This window comes from Oerskovia gallyi (genome assembly GCF_014836745.1).
GTDB classification, from domain to species: Bacteria; Actinomycetota; Actinomycetes; order Actinomycetales; family Cellulomonadaceae; genus Oerskovia; species Oerskovia paurometabola.
In genome coordinates, this window is the sequence record NZ_JACSQE010000004.1 from 149,622 (window position 1) to 165,126 (window position 15,505).

Below are 15,505 nucleotides of genomic sequence, written 5' to 3' on the forward strand. Positions count from 1 at the left end.
CCCCCCCCAAACCCGTTCTGGACGAACGCCGCCGGACCGGGCGGCGGCTCGGCAGGATGTCCCCTGAGCACTCCCCCACCCGAGGCCCTGGTCCGTGAGTTCTTCGCCGTCGTCCGCTCGGGCACGGCCCCGCACCGGGCGGGCGACTTCATGGCCCCCCTCGTGCGCGCGCACCAGGTCCAGGCCGAGGACCCCACCACGGTCGAACGCACGCCCGAGCAGTACGCCGAGCACGTCGAGGAGATGATCGCGGCCTACGGCCCGTTCCGGCTCACGATCGACGAGGTCCTCGCCGCGGGCGACAAGGTCTACGTGCGCTGGACCCAGGAGGGGAACCACCTGGGAGAGATCGACGGCCACGCCCCGACGGGGCGACCCGTGGTCCAGGTCGCGAGCTGCGTGTACCGGGTCGAGGACGGACGGATCGTCGAGCACTGGATGCAGATCGACCGGGCGGGCCTGGCCGCGCAGCTCGCTGCGGGCTGAGCCTCGCGGACCTCTCCCGAACCGTTCGAGAACGGAGTCGAGGCCGCTCCGAGATCGGCCCCGTCCTCAGCGCTCGTCGATCCTGCGCCCCGGCGCGGGCACGACATCGACGAGCATCGGGTGCGGACCCGCGGCCCACCCGACGAATGGGAGTGATGGACGCGGCCCACCGGCGAGGACCCGTGCGAGATCCGCGACCACGGGCCCCAGCGCGGCCGCCTGTTCGTCCGAGTGCGCCGACGTGACGGCCCCGAACCAGTGGACGAGCTCGTGCTGCTCGTCGGGCCGGGCCCCCGCGAGGAAGAACACCGACTGCCGCCACGCGTACGCGGCGTTCTTGATCGTATTCGCCGCCGCGTGCCGGTCGCCGCGCGACCACTGGGTGCGCCCGCCAACAACCCCCCGACGCGCCTCGGCAAAGGCCGCTCGCGCGAGCGGGCCGAAGTCGTCCGGCGCGACCGCCCCGACAGACACCAGGGCCGCGAGGTTGTGCGTCGTGAGGATCTGCGCCTGCTCGATGACCATGCCGTTCACGACGAACCGCAGGTCCGCGTCCGACGCCCCGATCGCCGCTGCCCGCCGACGGCACAGGTCCGCGAACCACGTGCGCGCCCGCGGGCCGCCGGCGGCCCGCACGACCTCCGCGAGATCCTCGCGGATCCCGAAGTAGTCCTGGTAGAGCGCCCCGGCGATCTCGCTCGTGCGTGACGCGGCCTCGATGAACCGGCGCGAGAAGGCCCCCTCGAAGATGTCCGCCGCGAGCTCGGGGACGAGTGGTGAGTCGATGCCGGCGTCCGCCAGCAGCGCCTCCAGCTCGACGACGAGCGTGTTCGGCACGATGCGCTCCGGAAAGCGCCTCAAGCACGAGCCCGCCAACTCCCTCGCGACAGCGAGCCCCTCGGGAGCTCCCACCGACCCTGAGGCCCTGTGCCCGTCGACTGCCGCGACCCAGGGCAGCTCCGCGAAGCGCACCTGCGCTGCGAGGTTGCGCAGGAGCACCGAACGCCGGGCCCGGAAGGCACGGTAGCTCTCGGCAATCACGCGGCTCAGGTCGTCGTCCAACCCGCGGGAGACCACCGCACCGGCCACCTGAGGGACGAGCTGCGCCAGGACCTCCGCGGAGGGCACGTCCCCCTCGCACAGGAGGTCGTCCAGCGGCGCGGAGCGCGCGAGGCGGACGACCCGGGCGATCTGCCGGGGCACGACCGTCCCTGCGGGAACGTGGCGTGTCTCCTCGTCCGCAGCGACCTGCGTCACGAGGGCGTCGACGTCCTCGATCCCGGACCAGGCCGGGCGCCGTGCAACCCGCCCGGCCACGATCCCGGCCACGGCCGCGTGCGAGGGCGCCTCCCCCGCGTGCGCCTGGGCCTCTCGGATCGCCTGCAGCAACGAGGAGCCCGGAGCCCCTCGCTTCCTCGTCATGCCGTCGACAGCGGCCTGGAGACGACCCCGGTCCCTGGCGACGAGCGGCGCGCCCGCTGCCACGGACCTCGTGGCCCGCACGAGCGCGCCGAGGTTCTTCTTGGGGTTGCCGTGCGCGGTGCACAGCGTGTGCTCAGCGCTCAGCGTCGCGTGCTCCTGTGCGGCCGCCCGGACCCGGTCGCGCCACCCCGCAGGCCGCACAGCGTCGACCACGCCGTCCTCGACCGTCTCCACCCAGAGCGCCAGCAGACGGTCGGCGAACGGGTTCCAGACGTCGAGCGCCTCGCGCTGCGCCTCCACCTGCCGGTGGGGCCGGCGACGGACGAGACGCTCGTGCACGTCGCCCGCCGTGTATCGGTGGACGACTCCGCCGGGCGTCACCGAGACCGGACGGCCAGCAGGGAGGAAGCGGAGCCGGTCCCCGTAGGGCGCGATCTCCGCGACCAGACGGGCCGCCCCGTCGATGTCCCCGGCGCGCACCAGCCAGGCCACGACGAGGAGGGCGGCGTTCTCGGGGTGCACGACCGTGAACCGGCCCGAGCGGAGCATCTCGTCGAGGTCGGCAAGACCGCGTTCCGTGAGCGCCCCCGCCAGGAGCGCCTGGCGGGTCTCCGAGACACCCCAACGGCGCGCGGTCTGCCGCTCCTCGGAGGAGAGGGCACCCCCGGCCGACGGTTCTCCCGTCGCGAAGCCGCCGTGCAGGACGTCGAGCGTGACCCACGCCGGGAACTCCTTGGCGGGGGCTCGGGAGCCGACCTCGACATCGCCCCGGGCGACGGCCCTCAGGTGCCGGGACCAGTCCCGGACACGAGTTGCCGCACGTGTGCGCGTCTCGGCGTCATGATGGGCCGCCGCGGTGACGAGCGCGGCCGCCAGGCGGTCATGGGCGTACGACACGGTCGCTTCTCCTTCTCCTGCAGAGCCGACGCCGAGCGACACCGGCGACGACGGCGACGGCGACGGCGACGACGACGATGGCGATGGCCGACGTGGCGGGTACTGCCCCCGCGCCCTCCGGGACCAGAGCCCGGTGCTCTCCTGCTGAGCTACACGTCGTGAGGCTCGGACCCTAGCAACGCCGACAGGTTCCGCGGAAGGGCATTGCGGCGCGCCGCGGGCAGATCGACCGGGCGGGCCTGGCCGCACAGCTGACCGCCGGCTGAGCCGACCGGGCCGCCCGGTGCGCCCGGTGCGCCCGGGCCGCCCGGGCCGCCGAGAACGAGGTTGCGGTCGTTCCGGGGCTCACGGCGACCTCGATCCCGTTCTCGGCGAACCTGCTTGGCGGCCAGCCAGGCCGAGGGCCCAGGTGGCGGTGCGACACTGGGGCGATGACCGCGTCCCCGCTCCCCGCACCGGCGCTCGTCCGGTCGGGACCGGCCGACCCGCTCCCCCTCGCCCTGCGCTCCGAGCGCCCGCTCGACCTGCGGTCGACGCTCGCGAAGCTCGCCCGCGGCCCCTACGACCCCACGTTCCGCGTCGTGCCGGGCGGCCCGCACGCCGGGACCTGGCGCACGAGCCTCTTCCCCACCGGCCCCGTGACCTACCGGCTGGTGCAGGCGGGGGCGCGTGACGTCGTCGGGCAGGCGTGGGGGCCGGGGGCAGGCGAGCTCGCCGCGTCGCTCCCGTCGCTCCTCGGCGAGCCCGACGACGCAGCCTCCTTCGAGCCTCCCGCTCGCCTCCGCGACGCGCACCGCCGCCACCCCGGGCTGCGTGTCCCCCGCACCGGGCGGGTGCTCGAGGCCCTGGTGCCTGCCGTCCTGGAGCAGAAGGTGCAGGTCGTGACCGCGCACCACGCGTGGCGCTGGTTGCTCGCTCGCTACGGGACGCCCGCGCCGGGGCCTGCGCCCGACGGCATGCGCGTGGTGCCCGACGCACGGACCTGGGCGACGATCCCCACGTGGGACTGGCACCGGGCCGGCGTCGACCCGCGGCGGGCGCGGACCGTCGTCGAGTGCGCACGCGTCGCCCGGCGGCTCGAGGAGTGCGCGGTGATGGACCCGGCCGCGGCGCAGGCGCGGTTGCAGCTCGTGCCCGGGGTCGGGGTGTGGACGGCCGCGGAGGTGGCGCAGCGGGCGCTCGGGGACGCGGACGCGGTGTCGGTCGGGGACTTCCACCTGGCCAAGGCCGTCGGGTGGGCGCTGACCGGCGAACGGACCGACGACGCCGGGATGCTGGCGCTGCTCGCGCCCTACGCGCCGCACCGGTACCGGGTCGTGCGGCTGCTCGAGGTGTCGGGACTGGGGCACGCGCCGCGGCGCGGTCCGAGGCTCTCGATCCAGGACCACCGGGGGAACTGAGCGGGTCGGGGTCGGGTGGTCGACGAGCCGACCCTCCGGCCCTTCACCGCCGACCATGCGGTGGGCGTCGGTCGACCGTGCGGCTGACATCGAACTGCCGAGCACGAGGTTCCGTGCGGTCGAGCACGAGGTTGCGGTCACCAAGCCGGTCATAACGACCGCAACCTCGTGCTCGGCACCAGCACACCGACCACCCCCGGACGGCAGTTCCGCGACACACCCCGGCCGGGAGATGACAGCACGTTGTGAACCATCCCACTGGGTCGCGCGGGCCCCCTTCGTCGAGGGCTCCCAGGTCATGAGGTTAGCCTTACCTCTAGCACCACCACCCCCGTGCAGCACCGACCGAGGAGCATCATGTCTCGCACCGTCTCTCGACGGCTCCGGCCCGCAGCGCTGGTCGCCGCGACCGTCGCCACCGCGTTCGCCCTGGGAGCCTGCTCCGGCGGGTCCACCGGCGACGCCTCGTCGCCCGCAGCCGACAGCACCGCGTCCGAGGGCGCCTTCCCCGTGACGATCGACAGCGCTCTCGGCGAGGCCGTCATCGAGGAGAAGCCCGAGCGCGTCGTGACCTGGGGCTGGTCGACGCAGGACGCCGTCCTCGCGCTCGGCGTCGTGCCCGTCGCGATGCCCGCCTACAAGTACGGCGGCAACGCCGACGGCGTGCTCCCCTGGGTCGCCTCGACGCTCGACGAGATGGGCGCCGAGACGCCGACCCTCCTCTCGGGCGGCGACACGAGCGAGGTGCCGTTCGAGGAGGTCGTGGCCGCCAAGCCCGACGTCATCCTGGCCCCCTACTCGGGCATCACGCAGGAGGAGTTCGACAAGCTCTCCAAGATCGCACCCGTCGTCGCGTACCCCGACGAGCCGTGGTCCCTGTCGTGGCAGGACCAGCTCGACATCGTCGGCGAGGCCCTGGGCCTGTCCGAGGAGGCCGACGCCCTGCTCGAGGAGACCGACGCCGGCATCGCCGCGCAGTCGGACGCCTACCCGGTCATCAAGGACAAGTCCTTCTTCTACGCGGCCGCCAACACGGCCGACCAGCTCAACGTCTACCGCGCCGGGGACCCGCGCGTGCAGGTCGTCGAGGACCTCGGCATGACGCTCTCGCCGAGCGTCGCGGAGCTCGACGCCGACCCGTCGTCCGGGACCTTCTGGTACCCGCTGAGCTACGAGAACGTCTCCAAGATCGAGACCGACGTCCTCATCATGTACTTCGCGACGCAGGCCGACGTCGACACGTTCGTGGCCGACCCGGTCATCGCCGCGATGCCCGCGGTCGCCGAGGGCCGTTTCGCCCCGATCGTGGGCGAGTCGTTCGTCATGGCGTCGAGCGCCCCCACGGTCCTGTCCATCCCGTGGATGCTGGACCAGTACGTGCCGCAGCTCGCGACCGCCGCCGAGAAGGTGTCGTAGTCTCACACCACTCATGAGCACGACCCACAGCACAGACGCCGGCACGGGCCGGGCGACCTCTCGTCGCCCGGCCCGTGCTCGGCGTCTCGTCGTCGGGCTCGTGGTCCTGGTCGTGGCGCTCGCCGCGGTGTGCGCGCTGAGCCTCGCGGTCGGGGCCAACGCCCTGCCGCTCAGCGTCGTCATGGACGCCCTCACGAGCTACGACCCGACCAACCCCGACCACCTCGTCGTGATCGAGAAGCGCGTGCCCCGCACGCTCGTGGGCCTCGTCGCGGGGGCCGCGCTCGGCGCCGCGGGCACGCTCATGCAGGGCCTGACGCGCAACCCGCTCGCCGACCCGGGCCTGCTCGGCATCAGCGCGGGCGCGTCGCTCTTCGTGGTCGGCGCGATCTCGTTCTTCGGGGTCTCGCAGGTCGGCGGCTACGTGTGGTTCGCGTTCGTCGGAGCCGCTGTCGCTGCCTCGATCGTCTACGGGGTCGCGAGCGTGGGGCGCGAGGGCGCGACCCCGGTCAAGCTCGCCCTCGCCGGTGCTGCCGTCACGGCGGCGCTGACGTCGGTCGTGACGGCGGTCCTCCTGGTCGACCGCGCCGCGCTCGACCTCATGCGCTTCTGGCAGGTCGGATCGCTCGCGGCGCGCGGCTCGGCCGTCGTGTGGCAGGTGCTGCCGTTCGTCGTCGTGGGCCTGGTGCTGGCGCTCGCGCTCGGACGCTCGCTCAACGGCCTGGCCCTGGGAGACGACGTCGCACGCGGCCTCGGGCAGGACGTGACCCGCACGCGCGTGGTCGCTGGCGTCGCGATCGTGCTGCTGTGCGGGGCCGCGACCGCGGCCGTGGGACCCGTGGCCTTCGTGGGGCTCGTCGTCCCGCACGTGGCGCGCTACGTCGTCGGGCTGGACTACCGGTGGGTGCTGCCGTACGCGGCCGTCGCGGCGCCCGTGCTGCTCATCGGGTGCGACGTGATCGGGCGCGTCGTGGCGCGCCCTGGCGAGCTGCAGGCGGGCGTGGTCACGGCGGTCGTGGGCGCACCCCTGTTCATCGCGCTCGTGCGGCGCGGGAAGACGGTGTCGCTGTGAGCGCCCCGGCCACGGCCCCGCACGGCCTGCCCGACGGCGCCGCCCACCAGGGTGTCGACGTCGCCCGGGCCTCGCGTCACCGCGGGCGCTCGCGCGAGGCGCGGCTCGTGACGGGCCTGTCGGTCGCGCTCGTCGTGCTCGCCGCGGTCGGGATGACGCTGGGCGACGCGTCCGTCCCGCTGTCCGGCATCCTCGACACCGTCCTGGGCCGCGCCGACGTCCTCACGCAGTTCGTGATCGTCGAGCTGCGCCTGCCGCGTCTCCTCACGGCCCTGGTCGTGGGGGCCGCGCTGGGCCTGTCGGGCGCGCTCTTCCAGTCGATCGTGCGCAACCCGCTCGCGAGCCCCGACATCATCGGGATCACGCAGAGCGCGAGCGCCGCGGGAGTCCTGGGCGTCGTCGTGCTGGGCATCAGCGGGCTCGCGCTCACGGGGCTGGTGCTCGTCGGGTCGCTCGTCGCGGCCGTCGCGATCTACCTGCTCGCGTGGCGCGGCGGCGTGGCCGGGTACCGGCTCGTCCTGATCGGGATCGGCGTCGCGGCCCTGTGCATGAGCGTGGTCTCGTGGGTCCTCACGACGAGCGACGTGCGCGACGCGCAGGCCGCGCTCGTGTGGATCACGGGCTCGCTCGCCCGCTCCGACTGGTCGACGCTCAACCCGCTGCTCGTCTGCTTCGTGGTGCTCGCACCGCTCACGGCCTACCTGGCTCCGCGGCTGCGCTCGCTCGAGCTGGGTGACGACGCCGCGGCTGCGCTCGGCATCCGCGTCGAACGCTCCCGTCTCCTGCTGATCCTCGTGGCCGTGGGCCTCGCGGGCTCGGCCGTCGCGGTCGTGGGCCCGGTCGCGTTCGTCGCGCTCGTCGCGGCCCCCATCGCGCGCCGCACGCTCGGCGACGGGCGGCTCGCGCTCGTGCCCGCGGCCCTCGTGGGCGCGCTGCTCGTGCTCGGGTCCGACCTCGTCGCACAGTTCGCGATCCCCGACGTGACGCTGCCCGTCGGCGTCGTCACGGGCATCGTCGGCGCCCCCTACCTGCTGTGGCTGCTCGTGCGCACCAACCGTTCCGGACGCGGAGGCTGAGAATGACCGACCACCCCGAGACCTCCGGGGGCGCGCGCACCGCCGGGACGCACACGCTCGCGGCCGACCACGTGTCGCTCGCCTACGACGAGCGCCTCGTCGTCGAGGACCTCAGCCTCACGATCGCGGCCGGGAAGATCACGTCGATCGTCGGCTCCAACGGGTGCGGCAAGTCGACGCTGCTGCGCGGCCTCGCGCGCCTGCTCAAGCCCGTGGGCGGGGCCGTCCTGCTCGACGGCGAGGACATCCGCACGCTGCCCACCAAGCAGGTCGCGACCACGCTCGGCCTGCTGCCGCAGAGTCCCGTGGCCCCCGACGGCATCACCGTCGCGGACCTCGTGGGTCGCGGCCGCTACCCCCACCAGGGCTGGTTCCGGCGATGGACCGCGGACGACGACGAGGCCGTGGCCGACGCGCTCGCCTCGACCGGGACGCTCGACCTCGCCGAGCGGTCCGTGGACGAGCTGTCGGGCGGGCAGCGGCAGCGCGTATGGATCGCCATGGCGCTCGCTCAGCGCACCGACCTGCTGCTGCTCGACGAGCCGACGACGTTCCTCGACATCGCCCACCAGATCGACGTGCTCGACCTCCTCGTCGACCTCAACACCTCGCGCGGGACCACGGTCGTCATGGTGCTGCACGACCTCGACATGGCGTGCCGCTACTCCGACCGCCTCGTCGCGATGCGCGACGGCACGGTGCACACCGAGGGGGCACCGGGCGACGTCGTCGACGCGCAGATGGTGCGCGAGGTGTTCGGCCTGGACTCGCTCGTCGTGCCCGACCCGATCACGGGGACCCCGACGCTCGTGCCGATGGGCCGCCACCACCGGGGCTGAGTCGCTCGCGCTGCCGATCAGACAGGCGCGGCCCCGCCCCGGGTGTGACGAACGGGTGGTCAGCGGTCGCACGCGGCGACCCGTTCGTCACACCCGGCGCAGGGCCGGGCCGGGCATCTGTCGGCGGTAGGCCGAGAATCGGCCGGTGATCACTCGGGGAGAGCGCACACCCCGTCGACGCACACAGCGCCGTCGTCGCTGCCGACCATCGTGAACGGCGCGGCGGCCTCGGCGGCCGAGACCGTCATGAGGGTCGTGCGGCGCGGGTTCGCGATCGAGTGGAAGAGGTTTTCCTGGGTGTCAGTCATGGGATCTCCTGATGTCACGTGCTGCGGTGCTCGTGGGTGGTGGGATGGCCGGCCGTCTCGACGGGCGGACGCCTGCGGGGCCACCGGGACCAGCGACGCTGCGGGTTTCCGACAGTCTGGCTGATACTCGGTCGCATTCGCTACCGCTCCTGTTGTGATCTCGGTCGCATTCCACGTGGTAGGTGGAGGCGTCCGAGGCCACGGTCGAACCGGGGCGTCAGGCCACGGACTCGGCGGCGTCCGCGACGACCTGGTCGAGGACCTGCGTGAAGACGGCCGGGTCCTGCGCGCCCGAGACCCCGTACTTGCCGTTGAACACGAAGAACGGGACGCCGCTGATGCCGTAGGCGCGCGCCTGCGCGATGTCCTGCTCGACGTCGTCCGCGAAGTCGCCGTTCTCGAGGGCCGTGCGGACCTCGTCCGCGTCGAGCCCGACCTCGGTCGCCAGTGCGACGAGCTCGTCGATGCGGCCGACGTGGCGTCCCTGCTCGAAGTAGGCCTTGAGGAGGCGCTCCTTCATCTCGACCTGCTTGCCGCGCGACTTCGCGAGGTGCAGCAGCTCGTGCGCCTTGAGGGTCTTGGTGTGCTGGAGGGCGTCGAAGTCGTACGTGAGGCCCTCCGCAGCGGCGACCGTCGTCATCTGTCCGAGCATCTGCTCGACCTGCCCCTTGGGCATGCCCTTGTGCTTGGCCAGGAAGTCGACCTCGGTCCCCTCGAAGTCGACCGGGGTGTCCGGCGCGAGCTCGAACGAGTGGTACTCGATCTCCACCTCGGGGGCGTCGTCGCGGCCCGCGAACCCGGCCAGCGCCGTCTCGAAACGGCGCTTGCCGACGTAGCACCAGGGGCACGCAACGTCGGACCAGATGTCGACCTTCACCTTTTCGCTCATGCCCGTTCTCAACCGCGGCGACGGGCCGGGGATTCCCCCGGAAGGGTGTGATCCTGCCGACGCCTCTCCGGTTGCGGGCCGTCCAGCTCTGTGACGACGATGGGCGTCGTGCCCACTACGGGGCATTCGGATGAATCAGGGGAGAACATGCGAAACAAGGTCATCGGAGCCCTCGTCTCCGCAACAGTCGGGGTCACCACTCTGGTCGGAGCTGCGGCTCCGGCGAGCGCGGCGCCCCTCAGCGGCCAGGCCACACCTCTCAGCGGGCAGGTCGCACTCCTCAGCTCACAGGTCGTCGGTGGCTTCACGACGCTGGCGAGCTGCAACGCGGGACGCGCCGAGTGGCGCAACCGCGGGTACATCGTCGGCTCCTGCACGTACGCGGGCGGCGAGTACCACTTCATCGCCCGGCGCTGACCGACGACCTCGGCGACGTCGCCGAGAGGACGGCTACGGTCCTGTCCGCGGAGCACGACGGCGCGCCGCCCTGTGGGGTGGCGCGCCGTCGTCGGGGTGACTCAGTCCGCGTGCCGCGCCCGGTACAGGTCCTGCAGCACCATGATCTCGGCGCCGTGGTGGATGAGCTCGCGGTTCATGTGGAGCACGAGGTGCCCGAACGGCGCCTGGGCGTCGATCTCGGTCGCCTGGCTGAGCCCGACCGTGAACACCTCGTCGTCGGGCAGAGAGTCGACGCCGGTGCGCCACAGGTCGACCCAGCGCGTCAGACCTTCGATCGCAGGGTCCACCTCGCCCGAGAACGCGACGGCGTCCCGCCGGGCGATGCGGTCGCCGAACGTCCATTCCCACCGCTCGAAGAACGCCTCGGTGAGGTGCGCGACGAGCCACGCGATCGTCCGCGGCTGCGGCGAGTCCGACCCCTCAGGCCACTCCATGACCCACTCGCCGACCCCGAGCGTCCGGGGCGAGCGCTCCTCCCCGCGCCGCACGACGCGCAGCGCGTCCGGCGCGGGCTCCCACTCGAACTCGTCCTGGTCGAGGGTCACGAGCCGTCCCAGCACCTCGAGCCACGAGAACCCGAGCTGCCCGCGCACCATCGCGAGCGGGGTCGGGACCGTCAGCACGGACCAGTCGAACACGGGGCTGCCGTAGGTCGCGTCGTCGCTCATGGGTGGCTCCTAGGTGCGAGGTCGGGGTTCGTTCGTGCCCGACGACGTCACGCGCCCCGGGCGTCCTGCTCACCTCCGCGATCATCCCCCGGGGCGCAGGTTGTCCGCCTGCGGGAGCCCCCTCAGCGTCGCGAGCGCAGCTCGTCGTGGAGCGAGCGGGCGGCGAAGCCGAGGGCCTGCTCGGCCGCCGGTTGGATCCGGGCGGGCACCGTGGACTCGCTCAGCACGGCGATCGCGAACGTCGAGCCGTCGTGGTGCTCGAGGACCCCGACCTCGTGCCGCAGGTGCAGGAACGTCCCGGTCTTCGACGACCAGGTCGACGCGTCGCTCTCGAGGTCCGGTGCGAGCCGGTTCCGCAGGACGTTCCTGGCCAGGAGCGCACGGGTCCTCTCGACCGTCGCGCGGTCGAGGCGCTGTCCGGTCCACACCTCACGGAGCAGCCGGACAAGCCCCCGGGTCGTGCCCGCGTTCGCCTGCGAGACGTCGAGCTGCGGGACGAGGTGCCCCCGTCCCTCGGTCGTCGAACGGATGGCCAGGGAGAGGGCGAGATGCAGCTCGTCCGGGCCGAGGCGGCTCGCGAGCGTGCGGTGGAGCTCGTGGATGGGGTGCCGCAGCGTCACGTCCGTGATCCCGAGCGCGCGCAGCGTGGCGTTGACCTCGCTCGGTGGGCACAGCGCGAACAGGGCGTCGGCCGCGGTGTCGTCGCTCAGGCAGGTCGCGAGGTACAGCAGGTCCTCGACGGCGAGGCTCGCGGGATGGGCGAACTGCGAGAGCCCCGTCGGCCCCGGCGTCCGCTCGGAGCGGCCGAGCGTGACCACCGTCGACAGGTCGATCGTCCCCGCTGCTGCCCGCTCGAGGACCGCGACCAGGAGCGGGAGCTTGACGACCGAGGCGAGCGGGTAGGCCACGTCCGGCTCGATCGCGAGCTCCCTGCCCGTCCCGAGATCCTGCACGAGGACCGAGGCCCGGAGCCCCGCTGCGTCGAGCACCCGGACGGCCTCCCCGACCACCGACCCATCACCCACGGACGGGCTCCAGCCCGGTCTGCGTCGCACGGGCGCTCGCGTCGTCGGCCCCGAGCACGGTCACGACCGCAGCCGAGCAGAGTGCGACGAACCGCGCCGCGAGGCTCTCGTCGGCCGCGCCCACGGCGTACGCCCGCACGAGCTGCTGGTCACCGAGGGGGCGCCACCGCAGGTCATAGGTCGAGGCCTCGGGTCGTGTGCAGAGGACCAGGTCGTCGGACACGAGGATCTCGGACAGCGCTCGCACGGTCGACTCCGCGACGCGGACCTGGACGGGAGCGAGCCCCGCCTCGTCCCGGGCCCGCTCCATCCGGTCGCGGACGTGGGGCACGTCGTCCTCGGGCTGGAGCCAGAGCCGTCGCAGCGCTCCGTTCGGTCGTCCGCGCGAGGGGCGCAGCTCGGCCAGGTGGAACGTCCCTGTCGCGTCGTCGTCGGGGTGGGAGCCGACCCCGAGCCGTGCCATCCAGCGCGCCCGGTCCGCGGGGACGTTCTCGAGGAAGAGCGAGGTACGCCCGGAACGGAACGCCTCGGCGCGCTCCGCAGGGCTCCCCGCGACAGGGGCCAGCGGGAGCCGCCCGGCAGCACCGGCTGCGCACAGCTCTGCCAGCACGAGCGGTGGCACCGACGGAGGGACGCCCACGCTCAGCGGGCGCGAACGAGAGCGCCTGGCGTCGTCGACCAGGTCGGCGGCCGCACCGACGAGCCGTGCGGCGCCGGGCAGGACGCCGCGGCCGAGCCCGGTGAGCGCGACCCGCCGCGACGTCCGGTCGAAGAGCCGTCCGCCCAGATGGGCCTCGAGGGCCCCGATGCGTCGGCTCGCCACGGACTGGCTGATGCCCGCTGCCAGGGCACCGGCCGTGAAGCTCTCCCGGTCGGCGACGGCGACGAATGCCTCGCACGCTGCCAGGACATCGAGTGATCGACCCATGGATGCCACTCTCGCATCGATAGGGGCATTTCGTGCTTTGTCTGCATCGATCACCGCTCCGAGACTCGTGGCATGACTCCTCGAGACACGACCGCCCCAGCGGTCTCCCGCCGATCCGTCCTCACCCTGCTCGCCGCTGCGGGGCTCACGGCCGCCTGCTCTCCGCACGGTACGGACCCTGCGGTCGCCGCCCCGGCCTCCGGATCGCCGTCGGCAGCCGGACGACCCGAACTCGACGAGGCCCTGCGCGACCTCGAACGGTCGCGGTCGCTCACGGTCGGGGTGAGCGTGCGTGGCGGCGGCCGGGCCGACTACGGCTACCGCGCGGCCGAGCGCTTCCCGATGTGCTCGCTGTTCAAGCCGATCGCCGTGGGGGCACTGCTCGCGGACAAGGCCTACGACGACGCGTACTGGTCGCACGAGATCGCGTTCGGCCCACAGGACCTCGTCGAGAACTCCCCCGTGACGTCCGCGACGACGACCTGGCGCATGACCCCCGCGCAGCTCGCCGACGCCGCGCTCCGCTTCAGCGACAACACCGCGGGCAACCTCCTGCTGCGGGAGATCGGCGGCCCGACGGCCGTCACGACCTTCGCCGCCTCGCTCGGCGCGCGCGCGACGCGTCTCGACCGGATCGAGCCGCAGCTCAACGAGGCGACGCCGGGAGACGACCGCGACACCTCGACGCCGGACGACGTCGCGCGCATCTACGCCGCGCTGCTGCTCGAGCGCGGAGCAGGCGCCCTGACCACCGCGCGCCTCGGTGACTGGATGCTGCGGAGCACCACGTCCGGCAAGCGGTTCCGCGCAGGCCTCGACGGCACCTACGAGCTCGCGGACAAGACCGGCGCAGGTGACTACGGCGTCGTCAACGACGCGGGCGTCCTGTGGCGGCCCGGCGCCGAGCCGACGACCCTCGTCGTCATGACCCGCGCGGACTCTCCGACGGCGACCGGGGACGACGAGGCCGTCGCCGCGATCACCCGTCTCGTCGTGGCCTCGTGAGCGCAGGGCGCTGGGTCCTCGGGAGCCTGGCCACGATCGTGGCGGTCGGCGCGCTCGGGGCGGTCCTCGTGCTCGGCGCGGTCGCGCTGCAGCTCGACAACTGGGCCGATCGCTCGGGGAACCGGTTCGCGGCCGAAGCCGCCCCGGCCTCACCGACGGCCTCGCCGTCACCGACCGGGGCCTGCCCGGCGACCGACGGCCACCTGCCGACCGGCTGCGTGCCGTACGACCCCGACGCGCTCATGCGCTCGAACGACGCGTACCGGCAGCGGGTCTCCAGCCCGCAGGACGCGGCTCTCGCGGCGCGTTCGGTCCCGGCGGTCGAGGCGGCGCTGGCGGCGCTGACCGGGTCGGGTGCGACGTTCGGCTCGCAGGACGTCGTCGACGCCCTGACCGCTGCAGGCTTCACCACGATCCAGACCACGGGCGACACGGACGTCTGGGGAGACGGCACGACGGCTTTCGGGATCGGCGTGAGCGTCCCGGGCGGGTGCGTCTTCGGAGACGTCCGGCCGGGCGCGCTCGCCCTGGAGTCAGGCGGCCCGATCGCCGACGGCGGCTGCCTCGAGATGCCCTCGCACTAGGTCAGCGACAGGAAGAGCTTCTCGAGCTTCTGCACGTCCGCCGTGCCGTTCTCCTCGTCCGTGAGGCACTGCTTCATGCCCGACGCGATGATCGCGAACCCGGCGCGGTCGAGCGCCTTGGACACCGCGGAGAGCTGCATCACGAGGTCGGCGCAGTCGCCGCCGTCGTCGACCATCCGCACGACCGCGGCAAGCTGCCCCTGGGCACGCTTGAGCCGGTTCGAGACCTTCTTCATCTCGTCCTTGTCGAGCTCCATGACTCTCCCTCTCATCGCACGCACGCGTCGCGCGTGCTGCTCGTGCGCTGCACGAGCCCGAACAGGACAACAGCCAGCGCGGGCGCCACCATCCCGGTCTGGTGCGGCGCCTGGCCCACCAGGAACACGGCGGCGAGCACCGTGCCGCCCGAGACGACGGCGCACGGCGAGCACCCGAGGGTATCCCGCCAGGACTCGCCCCGGGCCGGGACGTAGCTCGCGAGCGTGAGGCCGCCGACGACTGCCACGGCCGCGAGCAGCCCCAGCCACAGGGGTGCGACGCCGGAGGTCCAGCCACCGCCCGCCTCCACGAGCAGTACGAGGAGCCCGGGAACGACGGCGGCGGCGACGACGAGCCGTCGCCTCCCCCACGCAGGTCGGCGCACCTGGACGGGCAGGGCGTCGAGCACGGCGTCGGGCACGGCGCGCCGGGGCGCCGGGCTCATCGGCAGGTGCAGCGTTCGGAGGGCTCGAACTCGGCGAGGACCTCGTCGGCGTGCATGCCGCAGCCGGTCCAGGTGATCTTGCGGCAGGTTCCGCAGCGGGCGGGGCTGCACATGGTGGTTCTCCTCGTGGTCGTCGGGTCGGGGGGTCAGCGCTTGAACAGGCGCGAGAGGAAGGACCCCTGCGCAGGTGCCTTGGCCTCGGCCGCGTGGCCCTCGCAGCGGTCGGCGCGGGGCACGCCCCGCATGACCTGGTCGACGTGCTGGCCGCAGCCGGCCCACGTCGTCTTGCCGCACTTCTTGCAGGTCACCGCTCTACACACGCTTTTCC

18 protein-coding genes and 1 tRNA gene are annotated in these 15,505 nt (G+C 73.3%); 9 read left to right on the forward strand and 10 right to left on the reverse strand.

Going from position 1 to position 15,505, the window contains the following annotated elements; all coding sequences use genetic code 11:
* The coding region (locus H9640_RS06405; protein ID WP_225226805.1) for an ester cyclase at nucleotides 1-486 on the forward strand (486 nt) is incomplete at its 5' end.
* 66 nt (nucleotides 487-552) lie between these two features.
* On the opposite strand, the gene H9640_RS06410 is transcribed toward H9640_RS06405, so the two are convergent.
* Together H9640_RS06410 and H9640_RS06415 are read right to left on the reverse strand one after the other, a co-directional pair.
* Nucleotides 553-2,805 carry a hypothetical protein gene (locus H9640_RS06410; RefSeq protein WP_191789881.1) on the reverse strand — a complete coding sequence of 751 codons (2,253 nt, stop codon included), beginning with the start codon at nucleotides 2,803-2,805 and terminating at the stop codon, nucleotides 553-555.
* An 84-nt stretch (nucleotides 2,806-2,889) separates the two neighbouring features.
* Nucleotides 2,890-2,964 (reverse strand) — tRNA-Gln (locus tag H9640_RS06415).
* Between the two features lie 272 nt (nucleotides 2,965-3,236).
* Between H9640_RS06415 and H9640_RS06420 the strand changes: the two genes are divergently transcribed.
* The 5 genes from H9640_RS06420 (at nucleotide 3,237) to H9640_RS06440 (ending at nucleotide 8,608) form a co-directional block, all read left to right on the forward strand.
* Complete coding sequence (locus H9640_RS06420; protein ID WP_225226806.1) at nucleotides 3,237-4,205, forward strand: DNA-3-methyladenine glycosylase family protein; 969 nt, start codon at nucleotides 3,237-3,239, stop codon at nucleotides 4,203-4,205.
* A 357-nt stretch (nucleotides 4,206-4,562) separates the two neighbouring features.
* Entirely contained in the window at nucleotides 4,563-5,621 is a 1,059-nt protein-coding gene (locus H9640_RS06425) for an iron-siderophore ABC transporter substrate-binding protein (RefSeq protein ID WP_191789882.1), read from the forward strand.
* Between the two features lie 13 nt (nucleotides 5,622-5,634).
* Nucleotides 5,635-6,693 carry a FecCD family ABC transporter permease gene (locus H9640_RS06430; RefSeq protein ID WP_191789883.1) on the forward strand — a complete coding sequence of 353 codons (1,059 nt, stop codon included), beginning with the start codon at nucleotides 5,635-5,637 and terminating at the stop codon, nucleotides 6,691-6,693.
* Nucleotides 6,690-7,769: a FecCD family ABC transporter permease gene (locus tag H9640_RS06435; protein WP_191789884.1), complete on the forward strand. Its 1,080-nt coding sequence runs from the start codon at nucleotides 6,690-6,692 to the stop codon at nucleotides 7,767-7,769. Before H9640_RS06430 ends, H9640_RS06435 begins: the two co-directional genes overlap by 4 nt.
* 2 nt (nucleotides 7,770-7,771) lie before the next feature.
* Nucleotides 7,772-8,608: an ABC transporter ATP-binding protein gene (locus H9640_RS06440; RefSeq protein ID WP_191789885.1), complete on the forward strand. Its 837-nt coding sequence runs from the start codon at nucleotides 7,772-7,774 to the stop codon at nucleotides 8,606-8,608.
* A gap of 149 nt (nucleotides 8,609-8,757) precedes the next feature.
* On the opposite strand, the gene H9640_RS06445 is transcribed toward H9640_RS06440, so the two are convergent.
* Together H9640_RS06445 and H9640_RS06450 are read right to left on the reverse strand one after the other, a co-directional pair.
* On the reverse strand, nucleotides 8,758-8,916 hold the full coding sequence (locus H9640_RS06445) for a hypothetical protein (RefSeq protein WP_191789886.1): 159 nt from the start codon (nucleotides 8,914-8,916) through the stop codon (nucleotides 8,758-8,760).
* 217 nt (nucleotides 8,917-9,133) lie between these two features.
* Nucleotides 9,134-9,805: a DsbA family oxidoreductase gene (locus H9640_RS06450; protein ID WP_191789887.1), complete on the reverse strand. Its 672-nt coding sequence runs from the start codon at nucleotides 9,803-9,805 to the stop codon at nucleotides 9,134-9,136.
* Between the two features lie 147 nt (nucleotides 9,806-9,952).
* Between H9640_RS06450 and H9640_RS06455 the strand changes: the two genes are divergently transcribed.
* Entirely contained in the window at nucleotides 9,953-10,222 is a 270-nt protein-coding gene (locus tag H9640_RS06455; RefSeq protein WP_191789888.1) for a hypothetical protein, read from the forward strand.
* 101 nt (nucleotides 10,223-10,323) lie between these two features.
* Here H9640_RS06455 and H9640_RS06460 read toward each other — a convergent pair whose 3' ends face one another.
* From H9640_RS06460 to H9640_RS06470, 3 genes are all read right to left on the reverse strand, one after another.
* Complete coding sequence (locus H9640_RS06460) at nucleotides 10,324-10,932, reverse strand: DinB family protein (protein ID WP_191789889.1); 609 nt, start codon at nucleotides 10,930-10,932, stop codon at nucleotides 10,324-10,326.
* Between the two features lie 122 nt (nucleotides 10,933-11,054).
* A complete protein-coding gene (locus H9640_RS06465) occupies nucleotides 11,055-11,957 on the reverse strand; it encodes a serine hydrolase (protein ID WP_191789890.1) in 903 nt (300 codons plus the stop codon).
* Nucleotides 11,950-12,885, reverse strand: coding sequence for a LysR family transcriptional regulator (locus tag H9640_RS06470; RefSeq protein ID WP_191789891.1), 936 nt, complete (start codon nucleotides 12,883-12,885; stop codon nucleotides 11,950-11,952). The genes H9640_RS06465 and H9640_RS06470 overlap by 8 nt, the downstream gene beginning before the upstream one ends.
* 72 nt (nucleotides 12,886-12,957) lie before the next feature.
* On the opposite strand from H9640_RS06470, the gene bla reads away from it, so the two are divergent.
* Both bla and H9640_RS06480 read left to right on the forward strand, forming a co-directional pair.
* Complete coding sequence (bla, locus tag H9640_RS06475) at nucleotides 12,958-13,890, forward strand: class A beta-lactamase (RefSeq protein ID WP_191789892.1); 933 nt, start codon at nucleotides 12,958-12,960, stop codon at nucleotides 13,888-13,890.
* Nucleotides 13,887-14,474 (forward strand): DUF6993 domain-containing protein, encoded by a 588-nt coding sequence (locus tag H9640_RS06480; RefSeq protein ID WP_191789893.1) that lies wholly within the window; start codon nucleotides 13,887-13,889, stop codon nucleotides 14,472-14,474. The genes bla and H9640_RS06480 overlap by 4 nt, the downstream gene beginning before the upstream one ends.
* Here H9640_RS06480 and H9640_RS06485 read toward each other — a convergent pair.
* The 3 genes from H9640_RS06485 to H9640_RS06495 all read right to left on the reverse strand — a co-directional run bounded on the left by H9640_RS06485 (nucleotide 14,471) and on the right by H9640_RS06495 (nucleotide 15,497).
* Nucleotides 14,471-14,731: a metal-sensitive transcriptional regulator gene (locus H9640_RS06485; RefSeq protein ID WP_138826660.1), complete on the reverse strand. Its 261-nt coding sequence runs from the start codon at nucleotides 14,729-14,731 to the stop codon at nucleotides 14,471-14,473. The two genes, H9640_RS06480 and H9640_RS06485, sit on opposite strands and share 4 nt — an antisense overlap.
* An 11-nt stretch (nucleotides 14,732-14,742) precedes the next feature.
* The gene (locus H9640_RS06490) at nucleotides 14,743-15,177 is read right to left on the reverse strand and encodes a hypothetical protein (protein WP_191789894.1); all 435 of its coding nucleotides are present in this window, start codon (nucleotides 15,175-15,177) and stop codon (nucleotides 14,743-14,745) included.
* A 146-nt stretch (nucleotides 15,178-15,323) separates the two neighbouring features.
* A complete protein-coding gene (locus H9640_RS06495; protein WP_191789895.1) occupies nucleotides 15,324-15,497 on the reverse strand; it encodes a hypothetical protein in 174 nt (57 codons plus the stop codon).
* Nucleotides 15,498-15,505: the final 8 nt, after the last annotated feature.